Annotated in this window: 21 protein-coding genes; 7 read left to right on the forward strand and 14 right to left on the reverse strand. The window is 62.8% G+C overall.

All coding sequences use genetic code 11. The annotated features are described in order from the left end of the window. Positions 1-61: 61 nt before the first annotated feature. From ACW5W7_RS17630 to ACW5W7_RS17660, 7 genes are all read right to left on the reverse strand, one after another. Entirely contained in the window at positions 62-1096 is a 1035-nt protein-coding gene (locus ACW5W7_RS17630) for an alpha/beta fold hydrolase (RefSeq protein ID WP_456502528.1), read from the reverse strand. Continuing rightward, entirely contained in the window at positions 1093-1755 is a 663-nt protein-coding gene (locus ACW5W7_RS17635; protein WP_456502529.1) for a CatB-related O-acetyltransferase, read from the reverse strand. The genes ACW5W7_RS17630 and ACW5W7_RS17635 overlap by 4 nt, the downstream gene beginning before the upstream one ends. Then, positions 1755-2489: a tRNA (guanosine(18)-2'-O)-methyltransferase TrmH gene (gene trmH, locus ACW5W7_RS17640; RefSeq protein ID WP_456502530.1), complete on the reverse strand. Its 735-nt coding sequence runs from the start codon at positions 2487-2489 to the stop codon at positions 1755-1757. Before trmH ends, ACW5W7_RS17635 begins: the two co-directional genes overlap by 1 nt. 132 nt (positions 2490-2621) lie before the next feature. Then, positions 2622-4739, reverse strand: coding sequence for a bifunctional GTP diphosphokinase/guanosine-3',5'-bis pyrophosphate 3'-pyrophosphohydrolase (spoT, locus tag ACW5W7_RS17645; protein ID WP_456502531.1), 2118 nt, complete (start codon positions 4737-4739; stop codon positions 2622-2624). 131 nt (positions 4740-4870) lie between these two features. Beyond that, positions 4871-5146 (reverse strand): DNA-directed RNA polymerase subunit omega, encoded by a 276-nt coding sequence (rpoZ, locus tag ACW5W7_RS17650; protein WP_005307060.1) that lies wholly within the window; start codon positions 5144-5146, stop codon positions 4871-4873. A gap of 79 nt (positions 5147-5225) precedes the next feature. After that, the gene (gene gmk, locus ACW5W7_RS17655; RefSeq protein WP_456502532.1) at positions 5226-5852 is read right to left on the reverse strand and encodes a guanylate kinase; all 627 of its coding nucleotides are present in this window, start codon (positions 5850-5852) and stop codon (positions 5226-5228) included. A gap of 267 nt (positions 5853-6119) precedes the next feature. After that, the gene (locus tag ACW5W7_RS17660; RefSeq protein ID WP_456502533.1) at positions 6120-7202 is read right to left on the reverse strand and encodes a glycosyltransferase family 9 protein; all 1083 of its coding nucleotides are present in this window, start codon (positions 7200-7202) and stop codon (positions 6120-6122) included. Positions 7203-7350: 148 nt separating this feature from the next. Here ACW5W7_RS17660 and ACW5W7_RS17665 point away from each other — a divergent pair, with 148 nt between their 5' ends. Together ACW5W7_RS17665 and ACW5W7_RS17670 are read left to right on the forward strand one after the other, a co-directional pair. Then, entirely contained in the window at positions 7351-8064 is a 714-nt protein-coding gene (locus ACW5W7_RS17665) for a 3-deoxy-D-manno-octulosonic acid kinase (protein ID WP_349920477.1), read from the forward strand. Between the two features lie 150 nt (positions 8065-8214). Further along, positions 8215-9078 (forward strand): diguanylate cyclase domain-containing protein, encoded by an 864-nt coding sequence (locus ACW5W7_RS17670; RefSeq protein WP_434664853.1) that lies wholly within the window; start codon positions 8215-8217, stop codon positions 9076-9078. An 83-nt stretch (positions 9079-9161) separates the two neighbouring features. Here ACW5W7_RS17670 and ACW5W7_RS17675 read toward each other — a convergent pair whose 3' ends face one another. Further along, positions 9162-10019, reverse strand: coding sequence for a carboxylate/amino acid/amine transporter (locus tag ACW5W7_RS17675; protein WP_349920479.1), 858 nt, complete (start codon positions 10017-10019; stop codon positions 9162-9164). Positions 10020-10061: 42 nt separating this feature from the next. Between ACW5W7_RS17675 and ACW5W7_RS17680 the strand changes: the two genes are divergently transcribed. After that, the gene (locus ACW5W7_RS17680) at positions 10062-10520 is read left to right on the forward strand and encodes a DUF6314 family protein (RefSeq protein WP_349922602.1); all 459 of its coding nucleotides are present in this window, start codon (positions 10062-10064) and stop codon (positions 10518-10520) included. Between the two features lie 127 nt (positions 10521-10647). Here the strand turns inward: ACW5W7_RS17680 and ACW5W7_RS17685 are convergent, their stop codons facing one another. Next, on the reverse strand, positions 10648-10809 hold the full coding sequence (locus ACW5W7_RS17685) for a hypothetical protein (RefSeq protein WP_349920480.1): 162 nt from the start codon (positions 10807-10809) through the stop codon (positions 10648-10650). Further along, positions 10794-11693: a DMT family transporter gene (locus ACW5W7_RS17690; protein ID WP_456502534.1), complete on the reverse strand. Its 900-nt coding sequence runs from the start codon at positions 11691-11693 to the stop codon at positions 10794-10796. The genes ACW5W7_RS17685 and ACW5W7_RS17690 overlap by 16 nt, the downstream gene beginning before the upstream one ends. Before the next feature lie 91 nt (positions 11694-11784). Here ACW5W7_RS17690 and ACW5W7_RS17695 point away from each other — a divergent pair, with 91 nt between their 5' ends. Then, entirely contained in the window at positions 11785-12744 is a 960-nt protein-coding gene (locus ACW5W7_RS17695; protein WP_456502535.1) for a LysR substrate-binding domain-containing protein, read from the forward strand. Here ACW5W7_RS17695 and trpS read toward each other — a convergent pair. Together trpS and ACW5W7_RS17705 are read right to left on the reverse strand one after the other, a co-directional pair. Continuing rightward, the gene (trpS, locus tag ACW5W7_RS17700) at positions 12723-13736 is read right to left on the reverse strand and encodes a tryptophan--tRNA ligase (RefSeq protein WP_456502536.1); all 1014 of its coding nucleotides are present in this window, start codon (positions 13734-13736) and stop codon (positions 12723-12725) included. The two genes, ACW5W7_RS17695 and trpS, sit on opposite strands and share 22 nt — an antisense overlap. A gap of 193 nt (positions 13737-13929) precedes the next feature. Further along, the gene (locus ACW5W7_RS17705) at positions 13930-14364 is read right to left on the reverse strand and encodes a universal stress protein (protein WP_456502537.1); all 435 of its coding nucleotides are present in this window, start codon (positions 14362-14364) and stop codon (positions 13930-13932) included. 446 nt (positions 14365-14810) lie between these two features. Here ACW5W7_RS17705 and fabV point away from each other — a divergent pair, with 446 nt between their 5' ends. Next, a complete protein-coding gene (gene fabV, locus ACW5W7_RS17710) occupies positions 14811-15998 on the forward strand; it encodes an enoyl-ACP reductase FabV (protein ID WP_456502538.1) in 1188 nt (395 codons plus the stop codon). A 4-nt stretch (positions 15999-16002) separates the two neighbouring features. Here fabV and ACW5W7_RS17715 read toward each other — a convergent pair whose 3' ends face one another. Further along, positions 16003-17787 carry a diguanylate cyclase domain-containing protein gene (locus ACW5W7_RS17715; protein WP_456502546.1) on the reverse strand — a complete coding sequence of 595 codons (1785 nt, stop codon included), beginning with the start codon at positions 17785-17787 and terminating at the stop codon, positions 16003-16005. A 207-nt stretch (positions 17788-17994) separates the two neighbouring features. On the opposite strand from ACW5W7_RS17715, the gene ftnA reads away from it, so the two are divergent. Further along, a complete protein-coding gene (gene ftnA / locus ACW5W7_RS17720) occupies positions 17995-18519 on the forward strand; it encodes a non-heme ferritin (RefSeq protein WP_456502539.1) in 525 nt (174 codons plus the stop codon). Positions 18520-18603: 84 nt separating this feature from the next. Next, on the forward strand, positions 18604-19788 hold the full coding sequence (locus tag ACW5W7_RS17725) for an NAD(P)/FAD-dependent oxidoreductase (RefSeq protein WP_456502547.1): 1185 nt from the start codon (positions 18604-18606) through the stop codon (positions 19786-19788). 141 nt (positions 19789-19929) lie between these two features. Here the strand turns inward: ACW5W7_RS17725 and ACW5W7_RS17730 are convergent, their stop codons facing one another. Continuing rightward, positions 19930-21150 (reverse strand): MFS transporter, encoded by a 1221-nt coding sequence (locus tag ACW5W7_RS17730; protein WP_456502540.1) that lies wholly within the window; start codon positions 21148-21150, stop codon positions 19930-19932. Positions 21151-21360: the final 210 nt, after the last annotated feature.

Here is a 21360-nt window from a genome sequence, read left to right on the forward strand (position 1 = left end):
GCAGTGTACCCCAGCGTCCTGCGTCACCCCATTTATTTAGGGATACAAAAAATAACCGCTTTTAGAAGCGATCGAAGAAGTCCAGGGTCGCGGTCAGTGCAGGCATGCGCTGGGGATCCGCCTCCATGAACAGCTCGTGCCAGGCCCCCTGGATACGCAGCGGTTTGCCCCCTTCACAGCGGGCCCGCTCGCAGAAGCTGTCCTGAGCCCCATTGTCGACGATGCCGTCATCCCCGGCCTGGATCAGCAGCAACGGGGTCTTGATGCGATCCGCCTGTGCCACGGCCTCATCTCCTGCCTTGATGCCTTCCCGGATCCAGTGGGCGGTGACGCCGCCCAGCTTGATCTGGGGGTACTGCTCATAGAGCTCACGGAAGGCCTGGTAGCGTGCGGTGCTGTGACTCAGGCCATTGTCGGCAAACTCGTGGGAGACATAACCGCCCTGACCCGGCCCGTAGGGAGGCTCTCCCCACCAGCTGCCCACCGTGTCCATGGTGACGGCCAACCCCTTGGCGAGCCACTTGGGGATACCGCCGAGATTGATGCCCATCATGGGGGAGGAGAGCACGGCGGCCTGGATGTCGTCCGGCCAGCGCTCAAGATAGCGGGCCGAGATGGCGCCCCCCATGGAGTGCGCCAGCAGGAACAGCTTGGCGGGTTTGTCCGCCAGCACGACCTCGTCGTGGAACTGCTTGAGATCCTGTACATAGTCGTCGAAGTCCGCCACATAACCCTTCTCGGGGTCTTTCAGCAGGCGGCCGGAGAGGCCCTGGCCACGGTGATCGATGAGGTAGAGGCTGTAGCCCTGGCGCCACAGATCCCAGGCCAGCTCCTGATACTTGAGGTAGCTCTCGACCCGGCCGTTGACGATGAGGATGGCTCTGTCCACCTTGGGCTGGCGCAGGGCGACGTAGCGGATGCTGACTCCGTCCTTGCCCTTGAATTCTCCCGGGACCGCGTGCTCCTGCCAGAAGGTCGGCAGGGTCTGCTGGTGGAGGGCAGGCACCTCGGCCTCGGTGGTCAGCTGATAGGGGTTGTTCACGGCGAAAGCTCCGGCAGAAAACAGGGTCAGGGCCAGCAAGGGCAGTAATTTCATGGGGTGCACTCCTGCAGCCAATGTTGATGAAGGGCAGCGATATCGCCGGCGCAGAGCAGGGGCATGGCCGCTTGCAGGCGGGGCAGGGACCAGTCCCACCACTGCATGGCCTGCAGCAGGGCGATCTGCTCATCGCCGAAGCGGCGACGGACAGGTTTGGCCGGGTTGCCGCCCACTATGGTGTAAGGCTCCACGTTTTTTGTCACCACGGCCCGGCTGGCGATGACGGCGCCATCGCCGATCTGGATGCCCGGCATGATCATGGCTTCCGAGCCTATCCAGACATCGTTGCCAATCCGGGTATCCCCCTTGCGCTGGAAGCCGCTCTGGGCGCCATCACCGAAACGGGCCGCATCGAAGGGGAAGGTGGAAACCCAGTCCATCCGGTGGCCCTGGTTGCCCGCCAGCATGAAGGTGGCGCCGGAGCCGATGGAGCAGAACTTGCCGATGATGAGGCGATCCACCTCACCCCAGATGCCGCTCTCCCAGCTGTCACGGGTCGAGCCGTCCCCCAGCAGGTAGCGTACGCAGTGATCCTCGAACGGCTTGCCGTGGTAGTAGCCGGAGTAGTAGCTGTAGTCACCCGCCTCGATATTGGGATTGGTCAGGTGATCCCGGATGACCTGGGACTCCAGCCAGCTGCCGAACGGGTTTTCCATTACTCCTCCTGCCATGATTCATCTTCTTGCTGGGCGGCGGCCCAGCCCTTGCGGGTCAGTTGCATCTGCTGCCACCAGGCGTCGTCCGCCAGGATCTCGCCCGCCGGGCCGAGTTGGGGGTAGGGCATTTCTTTCTCTTTGCAGAGCTGGGCATAGATGGGGTAGCCCCCCTCGAACAGGATGCTGTTCTGCTCCTCCAGGCTCAAGGGACAGCCGCGCTGGTAGCAACCGGCCAGTTCCCGCTGGCGCTGGGTCTCGTACAGGATGGCGGCGGCGGCCACCGAGACGTTGAGGGACTGCACCATGCCCACCATGGGGATGACGATATGGTGATCGGCCAGGGCCAGGGCCTCGTCGCCGATGCCGTGTTTCTCCTGGCCTACCAGGATGGCGGTGGGACGGGTGTAGTCGATGGCACGAAAGTCCACCGAGCTCTCCGACAGGTGAGTCGCCAGGATCTGCATGCCGGCCGCCTTCAGCTCGCCGACGGCGCTGCCGATGTCCGGGTGCAGCTTCACGTCCACCCAGTTCTGGCTGCCGCGGGCCGTGCCCTTGCGCTTGTGGATCCAGGTCTTGGGCCAGACCGCGTGCACCCGATGGATGCCGATGGCGTCGGCGGTGCGCACGATGGCGGCCAGATTGTGGGGCTTGTGGACCTCTTCCATGCAGACGGTCAGGTCGAGCTGGCGCATGGCCAGCATGTCGGAGATCCGTTTAAAGCGTTCAGGTGTCATGTCAGTTTCTATCGAATGGGGCTGATGGACGTCTTCCCATGCAGGCTGACGGGCACATGGCCAGCCTGTCCGCCGCGTTCGGGGTCATGGGTTGTCTCTCTAAAAGCAGCAGGCGGCTTGCGCCGCCTGTGTTCAGTTCTTCTGTCGGCTCACCTTGAGCACGTTGGGCATCACCCGGATCTTGCGCATGATGTTGGCAAGGTGGATCCGGCTCTGGGTGGTGATGAGCAGGGTGACCAGATAGACACGGCCATCCTTCTCCTCGGTGCTGATGGCGTGGATGTTGGCACCGGTGGCCGCGATCACGTTGGCCAGCTCCGCCAGCGCACCCTGGTGGTTGATGATCTCGATGCTGATGCCGGTGCGGAACTCCTGTTCCTGCTCCTTGTCCACTTCCCACTGCACCGGCAGGTACTTGTCCGGCTCGCGGCTGTAGCCCTTGATGTTGCGGCAGGACTCCTGGTGGATGACCAGTCCCTTGCCCGGGCTGATGTGGGCGATGATGGCATCCCCCGGGATGGGGCGGCAGCAGTTGGCGAAGGTGACCAGCATGCCGTCGGCACCCTTGATCGGCATCTTCTTGCTGGTGGATTTCGGCTGCTCTTCCGGCGGCAGCTCATCCCCCAGCATGCGGCGCGCCACCATGACGCTCATGGCGTTGCCAAGTCCCACATCGGCCAAGAGGCCCTGCAGGTTTTCGTGCTTGGTATCGGCCAGCACCTGTTTGATGCGCGGCTCCGGGATGTCCTCGATGTTCTTGGCTCCCAGGGCGTGGTTGAGCAGGCGACGACCCAGCACCACGGACTCTTCGGTGCGCAGGTTCTTCAGGAACTGGCGGATCTTGGAGCGGGCCTTGGTGGTCACCACGAAGTTGAGCCAGGCCGCGTTCGGGCGGGCACCGGGGGCCGTGATGATCTCCACCGTCTGGCCCGAGTGCAGCGGGCTGCTCAGCGGATAGGGGTGGCGGTCGACCCGGGAGCCGACGCAGGCGTGGCCGATGTCGGTGTGCACCGTGTAGGCGAAATCCACCGGGGTGGCGCCGGCGGGCAGCTCCATGATGCGGCCCTCCGGGGTGAACACGTAGATCTCGTCGGGGAACAGGTCCGTCTTGACCCCTTCGATGAACTCGAACGAGCTGCCGGCGCTCTGTTGCAGCTCCAGCAGGCTCTGCATCCAGCGCTGGGCGCGGATCTGGGCCGTGGTGCCCGAGCTGTCGCCATCCTGTTTGTAGGCCCAGTGGGCGGCAACCCCCTTGTCGGCCATCTGATCCATGAATTCGGTGCGGATCTGAACCTCCACCGGCACCCCGTGGGGGCCGACCAGGGAGGTGTGCAGGGACTGATAGCCGTTGGTCTTGGGAATGGCGATGTAATCCTTGAAGCGACCGGGACGGGGCTTGTAGAGGCTGTGCATCTGTCCAAGCACCCGGTAGCAGGTATCTATGTCTTTCACTCGCACCCTGAAAGCATAGATATCCATCACTTCATGGAATTGCAGTTCTTTCTTCTCCATCTTGTTGTAGATGGAGAACAGGTTCTTCTCGCGACCGCTCACCTGACAGTCGATGCCTGCCTCCCGCAGTCGTCCCTCTATCTCGCTGTGGATGGAGTCGATGATCTCCCGGCGATTGCCACGGGCGCGACGCACCGATTCCCGCAGCACCCGGGAGCGCATGGGATAGAGCGCCTCGAAGCCGAGCTCTTCCAGCTCGTTCTTCATGGTGTGGATGCCGAGGCGGTTGGCGATGGGGGCGAAGATCTCCAGGGTCTCGCGGGCGATGCGGCGACGCTTGTCCGGGCGCAACGAGCCCAGAGTGCGCATGTTGTGGGTGCGGTCGGCGAGCTTGATCAGGATGACCCGGATGTCCTGGGTCATGGCCATCATCATCTTGCGGAAGTTCTCCGCCTGGGCCTCTTTGCGATCGCGGAACTTCAGCTTGTCGAGCTTGGAGACGCCGGAGACCAGCTCGGCCACGGCATTGCCAAACAGCTCGGCGAGATCGTCCTTGGTGACGGGGGTGTCTTCGATGACGTCATGCAACACCGCGGCCATCAGGGTTTCGTGATCGAGACGCATGTCCCCCAGGATACGGGCGACGGCAACCGGGTGGGTGATATAGGGCTCGCCACTGGAACGCATCTGTCCCTGGTGAGCGTCACGGGCCACCACATAGGCTTGCCTGAGCTTCTCGACCTGCTCGGGTGGCAGGTAGGAACTGGCTATTTCTTTAAGGTTTTCAAATAAATACAAGACAGTCCCCGCAGCGGTGATACGGCAATCCGTGAAATTGAGGGTATGCCCCTGAGTTTGCGAGGTTTTCGAGCGGTTGTAAATGGGGGAGAGCGGTCGGCACCCGGGCGGGGGCCGACCAGCAAGATAACTTAACCGCGACCTTCGGCGATGGCAGCAACGGCAGCCAGCTCGGCGGCTTCCTGCTCTTGCTGCTCGTAACGGTCCTGGGTGTCCATCACCTGGTTGTTCACCAGACCCAGTTCGATTTCGCGCAGGGCGATCACGGTCGGCTTGTCGTTCTCTTCGTCGACCAGGGGATCTTTACCTTGTACCGCGATTTGACGGGCGCGGCGCGCGGCGACCAGCACCAGGTCAAAACGGTTACCTACCTGTTTTACAGCATCTTCTACAGTAACGCGTGCCATGCAGGACTCCAGTGTTTGGGCTTTCTCGGTTTAAAAAAGCGGTGTTTAAAAATGACGCAAAAGTTTACTTGTTTTTGGCCTATTCTGCCAGTAGCTGTTGCAGCAAGTTTTGTTGGGCCTGCTGCTGGTGGTGCAATTCCAGCCGTTGGCACTCGATGATGGCTCTGAGCTGGAACAGTGCCTGCTCAAAATCTTCATTGATGATGACATAGTCATACTCGTCGTAGTGCACCATTTCGGCAATGGCTTTCTCCATGCGGCCACGGATCACCTCGGCGCTGTCCTGGCCGCGGCCGACGAGGCGACGTTCCAGCTCTTCCCGGCTCGGAGGCAGGATGAAGATGGACTTGGTCGGCATCTGTTCACGGATCTGGCGGGCACCCTGCCAGTCGATGTCGAGGAAGACGTCGATGCCACGGGCAAGGCAGGCCTCGATGGCGGCGCGGGAGGTGCCGTAGTAGTTGCCGAACACCTCGGCCCACTCCAGAAAATCGCCGCGCTCGATCAGGGTCTTGAACTCCTCCACCGCCACGAAGTGGTAGTGCACACCGTGCTCTTCGCCCGGACGGGTGGCGCGGGTGGTGTGGGAGACGGAGAGCTGCATCTTGCCTGCGTCGTTATGCTGGGTCAGCAAGGCATTGAGCAGGCTGGACTTACCCGCCCCGCTCGGGGAGGAGATGATATAGAGGGTGCCTTGTTGCGCCATGTCTGTACCTTTAAGCGTTGCCGTGTTTTGGTTGTAGCAGAGGCCGCCGTCTTGTGCCCGAAAGGGAGACAGTCGCTCGCAAAACGCGGAAAAGTTGGAGCCGGGAGGATGTAAAGGCGGCGAATTTTAGCAGATGGCTGCGGATAAAAAAACGGCCGGAATCATATTCCAGCCGATCAAAGTATTCGTAGCTTGCTGCGGGAGCGTTACCCACAAGCCGGGATTCTGCCTCGCCCGGACGGGGACGGCCAGCAGGTTATCCCTGCCTCACTCTTCGGGATTTTCGAGTTTCTGTCCGGTCGGCATCCCATAGGCCGCGCAGATCCGATCGAAGGCGGCGATGACCCGCTCGCTGCTTATCTTGGCCATGGCGTCCGGATCCTTGAGGCGGGTACGCCAGTCGAGCTCCGCCAGCGGCTTGCCGGTCTCCTGCTCGATCAGCTCCTGATAGACGCTGACCGCATGGTCGCGGCACAGATAGGGGCCGGTACGGGCCGGGTTGTGGTGGGCGTAGAGGCCGATGACCGGTGTGCCCACCAGGGTCGCCATGTGGGTGGGGCCGGTATCCGGCGCCAGCACCAGGCTGGCTTCCTTGATCAGTGCCAGCAATTGCTTGAGGTTGGTCTGTCCCACCAGATCCACCGGTTTGCTGTGACTGAGGTGCTGGATCTGCGCGGCCAGATCCCGCTCCAGTTTGGCCGGGCCGCCGCACAGATAGACCTGAAAACCCTTGCTGACCGCGTGATCTGCCAGCGCGGCATAGCCCTCAGCGGTCCAGTTCTTGAACGCCTTGCTGGCGGCGGCGCAGATGAGCAGGGTGGGCTTGCCGGCGATCTTCTCCCTGGCCCAGGCCAGATGCTCCTGGCTGATGGGCAATTGCCAGTCCGGGGTCAGGTCCCGGATGCCGAGCTCCCTGGCGAAGGCGAGGAAGCCGTCGAGCACATGGGGAGAGTCGGGAGAGGGCACGCGATGGTTGGTGAACAACCACTGACCATCATTGGCGCGCTCCTTGTCAAAGCCGAGCTTGATATCGGCCTTGATGCCCAGGGTGGCGATGCTGGCACGCAGAGCAGCCTGCAGGTGGAGCAGGGCATCGAACCTGCGTCCTTTGAGCTGCTGCCACAGCTCGCGATAGCCACGCCAGCCTTTGCTTTTGTCAAAGGCGATGACCTCCACCCCGGGCAGGTCGGCAAAAAGTGTCGCTTCGATTTTCCCGGTGATCCAGGTGATGCGGGTTGCAGGCCACTCCCGCTGGATGACGCGTACCAGCGCCAGCGCGTGGCAGCAGTCTCCGATGGCGGAGAGCCGCAGGATGCAGAGGGAGGATGGTGGCGTTTGGAACAACGGCATGATGTGGCGCAAGGGTGGCAGAATGGATGGATGGCATTATGCAAACTCCCTTGTGGATTGTAAAATTGCGCCAACCCTGCCCGGCAGGCCCTCCTGCAGGACGTGCGCACCCATCACACCGCGCTCACTATCGATCGGAACCTTGATAATGTTGACACAGACAGTCCAGAACCAGACTTGCTGGTATGCCGAAGGGGTATTTCGTGACCCTTCTCCCGCCCTGTTCGATCCGGCTTGGTGGCAGACCCATCGACAGGTGGTGGGTTCCTCCATCGGCCGCGGGGTGACCTGGTTCGTGAAGGATGAGTCCCGTCATCTGGTGCTGCGCCACTATTACCGGGGCGGCATGGTGGGCAAGGTGGTGCGGGATCGTTTCTGGTTCGAAGGGGTGGAGACCAGCCGGGCCATGGCCGAGTTCAGCCTGCTGGCTACCCTGAGCGAGCAGGGGCTGCCGGTGCCCCGCCCCTTTGCGGCCCGCATGGCCAAGCAGGGCCCCTTCTATCGCGCCGACATCCTGATCGAGCGCATTCGTGGCGCCAAGGATCTGGTGGCCCTGCTCAAGCAGGGCACCATTCCCTGCGAGGTGTGGCACAAGGTCGGCAAGACCATCAAGCAGTTGCACGATGCGGGCGTCTATCATGCGGATCTCAACAGCCACAACCTGCTGCTCGACAAGGAGGGCAAGGTGTGGGTGATCGATTTCGACAAGGGCGCCATCCGCGCGCCGGGCAGCTGGCAGCAGGCCAATCTGGAGCGGCTGTTGCGCTCCTTCAACAAGGAGTCCCAGCTCCATACCAGCTTCCATTTCGTGCCGGAAAACTGGCAGGCGCTGATGGAGGGTTATCAGGGAAAGGCAGGCTGAACCCGATAGCCTTGCGGCCCCATGGCGTGACGCCGGGCCGACTGGCGTCGATGGCGGGTTAACAGGGAAAAGCGGGCCGAGACGGTTGCTCGGCACAAGGGCCAATGTTACTTATTGAGCAGATATTCAAATCCGGTATTGAGGCAATTGATGGAAAGGTATGAGACCCCCTGGACAGAGGCCGTAACCCGGCTCGATGCGTCCCTGATGACAGAGGCGATGGCGATGCTGGAGGCCGGGATCTGGACCTGGTCGGCGGAGCAGGGGTTGAGGCGTGATCCCTCCTGCCTGCAACTGCTGGGGTTGGAGGGCAATGCCCTGGATGACCTCGGCTGGCTGGCGCGGGTGCATCCGGACGATGGCACCCGGCTGGCCGACGCCATTCGGGCTTGTCAGGCGGGGCACAACCAGGGGCTGCGCCTCGAGTATCGTATCCTGCATCATCAGGGCCACTATGTGCGACTGGAGGAGCGGGTACGCCGCAATGCCCGGGGGGAGCTGCTGGGGGTGGTGCGCCACCTGGACCCGGCGGTGCCTCAGGAGGAGAGTCGTCACGATACGGATCCCCTCACCGGGCTGGAGAGCCGCAGTCACTTCGAGTTGCTGCTGGATGAGCGGCTCGCCAGCGAGAGTGGCAGCTTCTGCCTGCTGCAGTTCACCGTGGATCACCGCAGCAAGATCCTGCAGCTGTTTGGCGAGGTGGCCTGTGACGCCATGATGGCGAAGCTGGCGCGCATCGTGCGCCACGAGCTGCGCCGGGAAGACCCCTTCGCCCGCTGGGATGAAGATGGCTTCATCCTGATGCTGTCCCAGACCGATCGGCTGAGCGGTCTGGAGATCGCCGAGCGGCTGCGCCTCGAAATCGCCGACGCCAGCCTGCTGCCGGAGCGGCCGGTGACCGTCAGCATCGGTCTGGTACAGAGCCAGAATGCCGAGCAGATCGATCACCTGCTGGCGCGTCTGGCCTCCTGTCATGGTCAGGCCAAACGGGAGCACAACGCCGTCGTCGGCTGATTTTTAGTCAGTGCTCACTCACCGGCTGAGGTTGGTGGGTAAAAAGAGGGCCTGCATCAGCAGGCCCATCGGTTGACTCATGGTCACTGTGCGCCACGAACCGGCTGGCGTTGGCAGATCCAGAGGGAGGCCAGCATCAGCACGGCCCCCAGGCTGAGCCTGAGCAGATCGGTGTCCTTGCCCCAAAGCACCAGGTTGACCAGCAGACCCGCCGGGATCAGGGCGTTGTTCATGATGGCCAGCACACCGCTGCTGACCAGGGTCGCCCCCTTGTTCCACAGGAAGTAGCCGAGCCCGGATGCCCCCACCCCCAGCCAGAGCAAGATGCCCCACTGCAGGTTGCTGGTGGGATACTGGGGTTGCCCCAGCAGCCACCAGGCGGGCAGGGCAATCACCAGGGCCCCGAGATAGAAGCAGCCGAACACCGCGAGCTGGGGCGGCTGCTCCTGCTCCCGTGCCAGCAGCACCTTGTAGCCGACCTGGCCGAGGGCGAAGCAGATATTGGCCCCCTGCACCACCAGGAACCCCATCACATAGCTCTCGGTCAGGCCATCGAAGCGGATCACGGCCGCCCCCAGCACCGCCAGCAGGGCGCCCCACAGGTAGGTGGGTTTGAACCTGGACTCCAGCAGATCATGGATCAGGGTCACGTAGATGGGGGTGAAGATGGTGAACACCAGCACTTCCGGCACCGTCAGCAACAGGAAGGAGTGGTAATAGAACAGATACATGATGCCGAGCTGGATGGCGCCGAGGGCCATCAGCTTGGCCACCAGATCGGGGCGCAGCCAGCGGCGGCGCAGGAAGGGCAGGAATACCAGGCTGGCGAGGGCGATGCGGGTCAGCACGGAGAAATAGGCATCCACCTGGCCGGCGAGGTAGACCCCGATCAGGCTGAAAGAGAATGACCAGAGCAGGGTAACCCCTATCAAGTAGTTCATGTGATTGAAATGTCGTCAGTTGTCAATTTGGAGGGCGCTATGATGGCCGAGTTGGACGTCGCGATCCAGCGTTTATGGGGCTTGCTGCCACAGATCGGATCATTTGCCTTCGAGGCGAGTAACGGGGCGGGATCCGCCACCGACTGGAATGGGCGGGGCGAGGGGGTGGTGCGGGTGACCGATCATCAGGGGGGCTGGTTGTTTGCCGAACAGGGGCGCTATCTCACCCCGCATGGCAAGGCGCTTGCCATGCACAACAGCTTCTGGTGGCAGCGCGTCGAGGGGGGCGTCAGCCTCTCCCATCTACGCCACGAGGCACCCGTGTTGCTGTTCGAGCTGCAGCCCGGGCCGGATGGCCGCTGGCTCACTGCCGAGGCGCACCTGTGTGGGCAGGATCACTACAGCGCCGAGCTGTCCCTGACCGCCGACGGTTTTCTGCTGGGATGGCAGATCACCGGCCCGCGCAAAAACGAGCGACTGAGCTATCGCTACAGGGTGTGATGCGCCGGGAGGCAGGGATAAAAAAACCGGCGCAGGGCGCCGGTTGAAGGGACAAATCGGAGGTTTTTTTTAAAACGGTCCCAAAAAACAGAGAGATACACTCTGGTCACACAATCAGACGGAGCACTCAGGCACTCAGGGCGTAGCTCAGCATGGCCTGCAGCTTGCTGTCGAACAGCCAGGGCAGGGTCAGCATCAGCAGGCCGAGCAGTCCGGCCAGCCGGTGCTTGTACTGCCAGCCGGCGATCAGCACCAGACCGCCACACAGGGTGGTCAGGATGCCTGACATAGGGCCGCCTCCCGCTGGATACGGCGTTGCTGGGCCCACTGGTTGAGGGCGACCGAACCCAGGATCAGTGCCAGTGCCACACCGGTGGTGGACTGGATCTGCTCGCCGAGGAAGAGGGCACCCAGCATGACGCCGAACAGCGGCACCAGATAGTTGCTGAAGGAGGCGAAGGTCGGGCCCGCCTTCTGGATCAGCGCCATGTAGAGGAAGTAGACCAGACCGGTACAGAAGACACCCAGTACCACGACGGCGCTGATGGCCTGACTGCTCGGCAGGGTGAGGGCGCCCAGATCGGTGACGAAGGGGGCTGCCACAAGCAACTGCACGGCGGAGGAGATCAGGATGTTGCGGGCCACCACCACGGGGTGGTCCTTGGCGAAACGCTTGATCATCAGCAGGCCGATGGCGAAGCAGCTGGCGCCAAACAGGATGGCGACGGCGCCGAGCAGGCCCGCATCCATGCCGTTGGAGAGCTTCGGCCAGAACAGTACCAGCACGCCGATGAAGCCGATGACCACGGAGATCAGGCCTCCCTTGGTGATTTTTTCACCGGAAACCAACAGCGGTGCCATCAAGATGGTGACAAAGGGGATACAACCCATCACCACGGCGGCGATGGCGCTGTCCACGTATTGCTGACCCCAGGCGACCATGATGAAGGGGATGGTGGCATCGAGCAGGGCGATCCACATATAGGTGCGCCAGCGGGTATGCTCGCTCTTGAGACGCATGAACAGGCAGAGCAGGCCCAGGGTCAGGCTGCCGCACAGGGCACGAATGGCGGCCACCATGATGGGGGGCAATTCGGCCACGGCCTGGTGCATGAAGATGAACTGGGAGCCCCACAACAGGCCGATCGCCAGCAACAACAGATAGCTACGCATTTTAATCTCCGATGGTATTTGCCCGCGCATTCTATGCAATCTGCTACTATGCCTTAAATGAATTGTCGTCATCCGACTATGGCCCTTATCGATGGAACAGCCCCTTTCCCGCCTCGACCTCAACCTGCTCACCGTGTTCGACATGCTGATGCAGGAGCGCAACGTCACCCGTGCCGCCGAACGGCTGCATCTCTCCCAGTCCACCGTCAGCCACGCTCTCGGCCGGTTGCGACAGGCGCTGGACGATCCCCTGTTCGTGATGAGTCGGCGGGAGATGATGCCCACGGATCGCGCCAAGGCGCTGGCGGGGCCGGTGCGCCAGGCGCTGGCCATGCTGGAGCAGGGCTTGCGGCAGGCAAAGGGCTTCGAGCCCGCCAGTGCCCAGCGGGTGTTTCGCATCGCCACCCCGGGCTCGGTGGAGCACGGCCTGGTGCCGACCCTGGTGGAGCGCATGCACCAGCTGGCGCCCGCCTGCCGACTGGAGGTGTGCGAGCTGGCGAACAGCGACTATGAGCGGGAGCTGGAGAAAGGGGAGCTGGATCTGGTGATCGGCTTTGCCGATGCCAACCACCTCTCCCCCCGCTTGTGGCGCGAAGAGTGGTTCACCAATCCCCTGGTCTGTCTGTCACCGCTCGGTAGCGCTCTGCCGGAGGAGCTGGGGCCGGAGGAGTTGGTGAGCCGCCCCCATATCTACACCTCCAGCTGGGGTCACAGTCAGGCCATGGTGGAACTCTGGCTGGCCCGTTTCGGGGTCGCGCGGGAGCTGGGGGCCAGGTTGCCGAGCTTCATGGCGGTGCCCCAGCTGATGGCGACCGGCCGCTACCTGGTGGTGGTGCCGGAGATGATCGGGCGCCACTTCTGCCGTTATTACCCGCTGCGACTTCATCAGCTGGAGCCCGCCATCCCCATCGTCTACCTGATGGCGGGCCACCCCTTGAGCGCCCACGACGAGGCGATCCGCTGGTTCAAGAGCCTGCTGCACCTGCTCGCCTTCGAACGCTACGGCGAGGCGGCCCTGGGCACAGCGGCTCAGCGCAACCCGGCGAAGTAATCCAGCCCCATGGCTCCCTTGACCTCGGCCAGCACCTCGTCGGTGAGGGTGCGGGCCTGCTGGGTGCCCCTGTGCAGCAGCGCCAGCAGCTGACCCTTGTCGGCGATGGCGGCCTGGCGGCGCGCTCTCATGGGGGTGAGCAGGCTCTGCAGGCAGTCGTTCAGCACCTGCTTGCAGCGCATGTCGCCAAGGCCGCCGCCTTGGTAGTGGGCCTTCATCTGCGCCACCAGGGCCTTGTCCGGGTGGAAGGCATCCAGATAGGCGAACACCGTATTGCCCTCCACCTGGCCGGGATCGCTCACCTTGAGGTGATTGGGGTCGGTATACATGGCAAACACCGCCTGTTTCACCTCATCCGCCGACATGCCGAGCTCTATGGTGTTGCCGAGGGACTTGGACATCTTGGCCTTGCCGTCGATGCCGGGCAGGCGGCCGGTGTCGCTCAGGATCGGCTGGCATTCGGTCAGCACCTCTTTGCCGACCAGCGTGTTGAAGCGGCGCACTATCTCGTTGGTCTGCTCCAGCATGGGCAGCTGATCCTCCCCCACGGGCACATGGGTGGCGCGAAACGCCGTGATGTCGGCGGCCTGACTGACCGGGTAGACCAGGAAGCCGGCGGGCAGGCTGCGCTCGAACCCTTTTTGCTGGATCTCGGCCTTCACCGTGGGGTTGCGCTCCAGCCGGGCGACGCTGACCAGGTTGAGGTAGTAGCAGGTGAGCTCGGCGAGGGCGGGCAGGGCGCTCTGCAGGCAGAAGGTGGTACGGGCGGGATCCAGACCGGCGGCCAGATAATCGGCCATCACCTCCAGCACGTTGTCGGTCACCCTGGCCGGGTTGTGGCCGTTGTCGGTCAGGGCCTGCAGGTCGGCGATCATCACGAACTGGCGGTAATGGGTCTGGGCTTCCACCCGCTGGCGCAAGGAGCCGACGTAGTGGCCTATGTGCAGTTTGCCGGTGGGGCGATCGCCGGTCAGTATGATGGGGTTGTGCATGTCACTCTCTCCAGTTGGGGGTGGGCCGGGAGGCGACATGGGACACAAAAACAATGACCGCCTCTCGGCGGTCACGGTGTTTTCTGTCGTCAATATCACATAGAAAAGCAGTGCCGCCTGTTAAAAGCAGCACCACCAGTTGTTGTGATTAAAAGCGATCGTGTTCATGGTCAATCAAGCTACGCCCCTTTGATCACTTCTGCAAGGGGACGACCAGCAGATCGCAGGGGACAGTGTTCATCAGCTGGCGCGCGCTCGAGGTGAGCAGGCTCCAGAAGCTCTGGCGATGGCCGCACACCAGCAGGTCTATCTGGTAATCCTTGACCGCCTGATTGACCCGCTCGCTGAGATCGCCGCAGATCACCAGCTTCTTCTCGATGGGGTAGTCCACGGATGCCAGGAAGGCTTCCAGCTTCTCTTTCGCTTCGGCGATCACCTGATCCTGCACGTTGTCGATGTCGATATCGATCATCTCGGTGTAGAGATCCTTGAGGTCCACATCCACATGGATCACCGACAGCTTGGCACCGTTGGAGCAGGCCCGGTCGACCGCCTTCTCGATCACCTTGCGGTTGTCTTCCGACAGGTCGATCGCGGCCAGTACGTGTTTGTAATAGGTTCCATTCATGGGAGTTCTCCTCATCGATCCTGAGTCCACTATACCAATGTCTGCTGAAACTAAAACGACCTCGTCGTCACAATGTGGGGCATTGGCACGGGCGTCCTGTGAAGCCAGCTTGCCGCCCCCATTTGCGGGTTGCATATAAATTAGCCAGAAATTTGAGGCCGATCACGCCAGCCTATTGCCGTGACAAGATCAGGGGAATAGGATGTGCCCGTGCTTCGCAATGAACACAAAACAACAAAAAGCATCTGAATACCGCTTTGGGGAGCCTCGTGCTCCCTCTTGTTTTTCTGCCCCTTTTTTCCGTTTATCCCCGTTCGCATCAAGGTTTGTCACCTCGCCATGGTTATGCTGTAGCCAGTTTCTTCGTCGAAGCCGTCTATGATGATCCCACCCGGGGCCGGATAGGGATGGCCCGCCGCCTGATCCCCTCGTTTGGAGAGATGCCCATGATTATTCGTCCACAAATCCAGGGCTGTGTCGCCCGCAACTGCCACCCCATCGGCTGCCGTGCCGCCGTCGCCCAGCAGATCGCCAGCGTCAGGGCGGCGGGCCGTTTCGACGGGCCAAAACGGGTGTTGGTGCTGGGAGCCTCTTCCGGGTTCGGCCTGGCGTCGCGCGTCGCCCTGACCTTCGGGGCAGGGGCCGACACCGTTGGTGTTTCGTTCGAGCGAGGCCCCTCGGAAAAAGGGCTCGGCAGTGCGGGCTGGTACAACAACATCTGGTTTCGCCAGGCGGCGGAGCAGGAGGGGCGTATCGCCGTCAACCTGATCGGCGACGCCTTCTCGGATGCCATGCGCCAGCAGGCCATCGATGTCATCCGCCAGCAACTGGGGCAGGTGGATCTGGTGGTCTATTCCCTCGCGAGCGGCATCCGGGTGATGCCTGATGGCACCCAGGTGCGTTCCGTACTCAAGACCACGGGCCAGCCATTTACCGGTTGGGGCCTGGATCTGGAGCAGGAGGCCCTGGTGCAGCAGACCCTGGCGCCGGCCAGTCCGGAGGAGATCCGCGACACCGTCACCGTGATGGGGGGAGAGGACTGGCAGCTCTGGTTACAGGCGCTGCAGCAGGCGGATTGTCTGGCAAAAGGCGTGCAGGCGGTGGCTTATTCTTATATCGGCCCGGAATCCACCTATCCCATCTACCGTGACGGCACCATCGGTTACGCCAAGGAGCACCTGCATGCCAGTGCCGAGAGCATCAATTTGCAGCTGGCAGCCCTCGGTGGTCATGCCTGGGTGTCGGTGTGCAAGGCGCTGGTGACCAAGGCGAGCGCCTACATTCCGGTGCTGCCCGTCTACCTCGGCCTGCTGATGGGGGTGATGAAGGAGCGCGGCGTGCACGAGGGCTGCATCGAACAGATGCTGCGGCTATTCGCCGACAAGATGTATGGCCCCAAGGGGGTGGTGGCCGATGGCAACCGCTTGATCCGCATGGACGATCATGAGCTGGAGCCGGCCATTCAGGCTGCCGTCTCCGCTCTCTGGTCCAAGGTCACGCCGGACAATTTCCAGAGTCTCGGGGATTTCGGCGGATTGAAGCGGGACTTCATGTGGCTCAACGGCTTCGACCTGCCGGAGGTGGATTACGGCGCGCCGGTCAATGTCGCGGCCCTGACCGAGCTGACACCCTGAGCCATCAGGCCACGCTGGGAATCGACTCGGCGGGTGCGTCGGGGGAGTGCGCCAGTATGGTCTGGTTGCGCCCCTGGCGTTTGGCCTGGTACATGGCCATGTCGGCTCTGTGGATCAGCTGGCTCAGGCTGGTATCGGCGGGGGATCGTTCTGCCACCCCGATGCTGACGGTGATGGCGGGGTGGTGCAGCAGTTCGATCCGCTGGCGCAGCTGCTCGGCCTGCTCCCGGCAGCGGGCACCGTCCTGGGGCATGGCCACCAGAAACTCCTCTCCTCCCCAGCGCCCAATCTGTTGCAGATCCGGTGCCCAGCGTTTCAGTTCATGGGCCAGTCGCTGGATGGCGAGATCCCCGGTCTGGTGACCGTGGCGGTCATTGATCTGCTTGAAGTGATCGATGTCGATGATGAGCAGGGTCAGCGGCTGGTGCTGCTGCCACTGGTGCGCCAGCCGCTCCATCAGGGCACGCCGGTTTGGCAGCCCGGTCAGCTGATCGAAGGTGGCGAGTTTGTAGAGGTGGCGCGAGTTGCGATGCAACCTGTGGGTCGCCAGCCCGAGCAGGATCAGGGCCACCCCCAGCAGGAAGACCAGCAGCAGCTGATAGTAACGGGCGCTCTGCTGATACAGCAGCTGCTGGCGCTTGCGGTCATTCTCCTGCTGCAGCGCGCGGTTGCTGGCCTCGCTGCGCGCCAGTTCCCGCTCGGCCTGAAAGGCACTGGCGTGCTGGCTCAGGGTCTGGTTGAAGTGCTGCTGGTAATCCTGCATGTATTCGGTCATGGCCCGGTAGGCCTCGGGGTAGCGCCCCAGATCCGCCAGCAGGCTGGCTTGCAGCGCCTTGCCCTCTATGGTGGTGGCCTCGGTCTGGGCCGTCAGCAGTTGCAGCGCCAGCTGCTTCTCACCGCGCCCTTGCAGGGTCCTGGCCCGGGTTTCGGTCAGGCGTGACGCCGCCTGGGGGTAGCCGAGGCTCAGGTAGATGCCCTGCGCCTCGTTCAGGCTCTGCCAGGCCGCTTCCCACTCTTTCAATCCATTGAGGGCCATGGCCTGATAGCCGAGCACGATGGCGCGGTAGTCCGGTGGCAGGCCGGGCTGCCCGAGCAGGGTATCGAGCAACTGCCACGCCTTGGCCGGCTGGTCCGTGTCGATGTAGAGCCGCGCCATGTTGGCCTTGATGATGGCCTGGCTGTTGGGCTCGTCCAGCCGCACCATCAGCCGCAGGGCATCCTGGTAATAGGTTTCCGACTCCTGATAGAGACGAAGATCGGCGTAGAGGTTGCCAAGGGTCATCAGCAGGCGGGCCCGTTGCAGGCTGGAGAGGGTCGTCTCCTGTGCCTGCTGATTGAGGTGATAGGCGGTCTTGAGTTCGCCGATGGCCTCCTTGAGCTGACGGGTGCGATAGAGGGCGAGACCGTTGAGAGCATGCCACTGGGCGAGCCTGGCCGGATGGCCCATGAGGGCGGGCTGCAGCTGCGCCAGCAGCCTGAGGGCCTGGCGGGGGGCTTCCGTCTCCAGGGTGAGGGCGACCTGCTGCAACCGGAAGTCCAGCAAGCGGCCGGTCTCTTTGTGGGCGGCGGCGAGGGAGCGTGCGCGGGCGTTGTCTATCAGGGCGTCGGGATGGCGTCCCAGTGCCGCCTTGGCGAGGGATCTGGCGTGGAACAGCTCCATTCCCTGGCGTGGCTCGGCGTCGAGGCGCTGCAAATAGCCGGCAGGATCGCGTGCCGCCGCTAATTCCGTCTCGTCAAACAAGGGGGGAGCCGCCTGCACCTGAGTCATCCAGAGCAGCACCAGAGCCATCACCAGTCTCATCGAATCTTCTTCCTGACCACTGGCGCCATCATAGAGGCTGAGTCCGGGTACACCATGATTCTTTGCTTCTCTATGCCCGTATGGGGGGAAAGATGAGAGGGGCAGGGTCACAACTCGGGGCGCATCACACACCCGGAGTTGATTCGTGGTAAAACAGTGGCGACAATCGGGAACACATCACCCTGGAGAATCATCATGTTGGCCAAAGCCATGATCGAGAAGTTGAACGAGCAGATCAATCTGGAATTCTATTCCTCCAATCTCTACCTGCAGATGAGCGCCTGGTGTGAGGACAAGGGCTTCGAAGGGGCTGCCACCTTCCTGCGCCAGCACGCGGTCGAGGAGCGCCAGCACATGGAGCGCCTGTTCACCTATGTGAGCGAGACGGGCTCCATGCCGGTGCTGGGTGCCATCGAGGCGCCGCCCCACGAGTTCAACTCCCTGGGTGACATCTTCCGCACCACCCTGGAGCACGAGTATCACATCACCAAGTGCATCAATGGCCTGGCCCACGTGGCCTTTACCACCCAGGACTACTCCACCTTCAACTTCCTGCAGTGGTACGTGGCCGAGCAGCACGAAGAAGAGAAGCTGTTCAAGAGCGTCGTCGACCGTCTCTCCCTGGTGGGCGAGGATGGCAAGGGCCTCTACTTCATCGACAAGGAGCTGGCGGAGCTGGCCAAGGGCGCCCCGGCCAGCATCATGGACAGCAACGCCTGATAGTCGTGGACACTTAATGTTCAGCCAGTACAATGACGGCCCCTCTTATGCAGGGGCCGTTTTTCTTTGGATGAGTGAGTGATGATGACGCAGGTTGATGTGGTGGTGATCGGGGCCGGTGCGGCCGGTTTGATGTGTGCGGCCCAGGCAGGCTATCGCGGGCGCTCCGTGCTGCTGCTGGACAACGCCAAGAAGCCGGGCCGCAAGATCCTGATAAGCGGCGGCGGACGCTGCAACTTCACGAACCATCAGGCCGGCCCCCACGCCTTCCTCTCGGGCAATCCCCACTTCTGCAAGTCGGCGCTGGCGCGCTACACCCAGCAGGACTTCATCGACCTGGTGGACAGGCACGGGGTGAACTATCACGAGAAGACCCTGGGCCAGCTGTTCTGTGACGAGAGCGCGAAAGAGATCGTCGAGGTGCTGCTCACCGAGTGCGAGTGGGCCGGGGTGAGCCAGCAGTACCAGACCGAGGTGCTTGCCGTCAGCAAAACGGATGACGGCTTCCTGCTCGACACCAGCAAGGGGGCGATCCGCTGTCACTCCCTGGTGGTGGCCACCGGCGGTCTCTCCATGCCCAAGCTCGGCGCGACTCCCTACGGCTTCAAGCTGGCGGAGCAGTTCGGCCTCAACGTGCTGCCGACCCGTGCTGGCCTGGTGCCCTTCACCCTGCATCAGGCACAGAAGGAGGCCTTCGCCGATCTGGCGGGAGTCAGCCTGCCGGTGGCGGTGACCGCAGAAGACGGCACCTGCTTCAAGGAGGCCATGCTGTTTACCCACCGCGGCCTCTCCGGCCCGGCCATCCTGCAAATCTCCTCTTTCTGGCTGCCTGGGCAGAAGATACACATCAATTTACTGCCGGATTTGGATATTCCTGCTGCCATCAAGGGCTGGGCCGAGGCCCATCCGGCCCAGGAGCTGAAAACCGTGCTGGGCCGCGAGCTGCCCAAACGCTTCGTCGACAAGCTGGTGGAGCTGGGTCAGCTCGTCAACAAGCCGATGCGCCAGTACAACGAGCGGGAGCTGGCGGCCATCGCCGACCTGCTGGGGGATTGGCAGATCCTGCCCAACGGCACCGAGGGCTATCGCACCGCCGAGGTGACGCTGGGGGGGGTGGATACCAACGAGCTCTCCTCCAAGACCATGGAGGCGCGCAAGGTGCCGGGGCTCTACTTCATCGGTGAGGTGGTGGATGTGACCGGCTGGCTCGGTGGCTACAACTTCCAGTGGGCCTGGTCATCGGGCTGGGTGGCAGGGCAGTACTGCTGACGAACAGGTCGAACGACGCCACCATCGGGCCCCTCTCTGGGCCCGATGGTGTTTCTCCCGCCTGATGGCGACTTCCGCACTCTCTTTGAATCTCCTTTCCTGCCGATGGCTTCCCGCTGCCTCACCCGAGGATAGCGGTGGCTAACCCTTCTTCAGCGTCGGCAACAATACGGTCAGCAGACCGATCAGCGGCAGATAGGCACAGACCTGGTACACGGTCTCTATGCTGGTGGCGTCCGCCAGCTGGCCCAGCAGGGCCGCCCCTATGCCACCCAGACCAAAGGCGAGGCCGAAGAAGAGACCTGACACCGTGCCCACCTTGCCGGGGATCAGCTCCTGGGCGTACACCAGGATGGCGGAGAAGGCCGAGGCCAGGATCAGGCCAATGATGACCGAGAACACCGAGGTCCAGAACAGGTCGACGTGGGGCAGCAGCAGGGTGAAGGGGGCGACGCCGAGGATGGAGATCCAGATCACCCGCTTGCGCCCGATGCGGTCACCGACGGGGCCGCCCAGCACGGTGCCTGCCGCGACGGCGAACAGGAAGGCGAACAGATACAGCTGGGCACTGTCGAGGGAGAGGTGGAATTTGTCCATCAGGTAGAAGGTGTAATAGCTGCTCAGGCTGGCCATGTAGAAGAACTTGGAGAACATCAGCAGGCCGAGGATGGTCAGGGTCCAGCCGATCTGGCGGCGGCTCAGGCCGTTGCCGGCATGGGCCCTCATCCGTTTGTGGAAGCTGGCGGCATGCTGGCTGGACCAGCGTCCGACGAAGCTGAGCACGACGACCCCCACCAGGGCGAACAGCGAGAACCAGGCCGCGCTGGCCTGTCCGTGCGGCACTATGATGAGCGCGGCGAGCAGCGGACCTATGGCCGATCCCAGGTTGCCGCCGATCTGGAACAGGGATTGGGCCAGGCCGGGTTGGTTGCCAGCCGCCATGCGGGCGACCCGGGAAGATTCCGGGTGAAAGACCGAGGAACCCATGCCGATCAGCATGGCCGAGAACAGCACGGCGCCAAAACTGCCGGCCTGCGACAGGGAGAGCAGCCCCAGCATCGTAAATCCCATGCCGAACGGCAGGGAGTAGGGCATGGGCCTGCGGTCGGTGTAGAGGCCGATCAGCGGTTGCAGCAGGGAGCCCGTGAACTGGTAGGTCAGGGTGATGAGGCCTATCTGGGCGAACGACAGGTTGAGGCCGAGCTTGAGCAAGGGATAGATGGCCAGCAGCACCGACTGCATCATGTCGTTGAGCAGGTGCGAGAAGCTGATGGCGGCGATCACCGGGTAGGTGGTGCCGTGCCTGGGTTCGGCCACGGCTGGCGTGGCGAGCAGGGTGTCGGTACTGAGAGGCTTGTCCATGGTGATGTGTCTGTGATCCGGGATCCCTCTACCATGCCCGATCCCGGCGCCGGTGGATATTACAAAAGTGGGCAAGGTGCCCTCTGACGGAGGAGACGCCGATGACCGATCATCGCCTGATTGCTGCGCCCTTGTGATTTGTTGGCGGAGGCATAGTATAGGACGGTCACGCTTTAATCATCCGGGAGGGACCCCGAAGACCGGGACCCT

The organism is Aeromonas intestinalis (genome assembly GCF_054052485.1).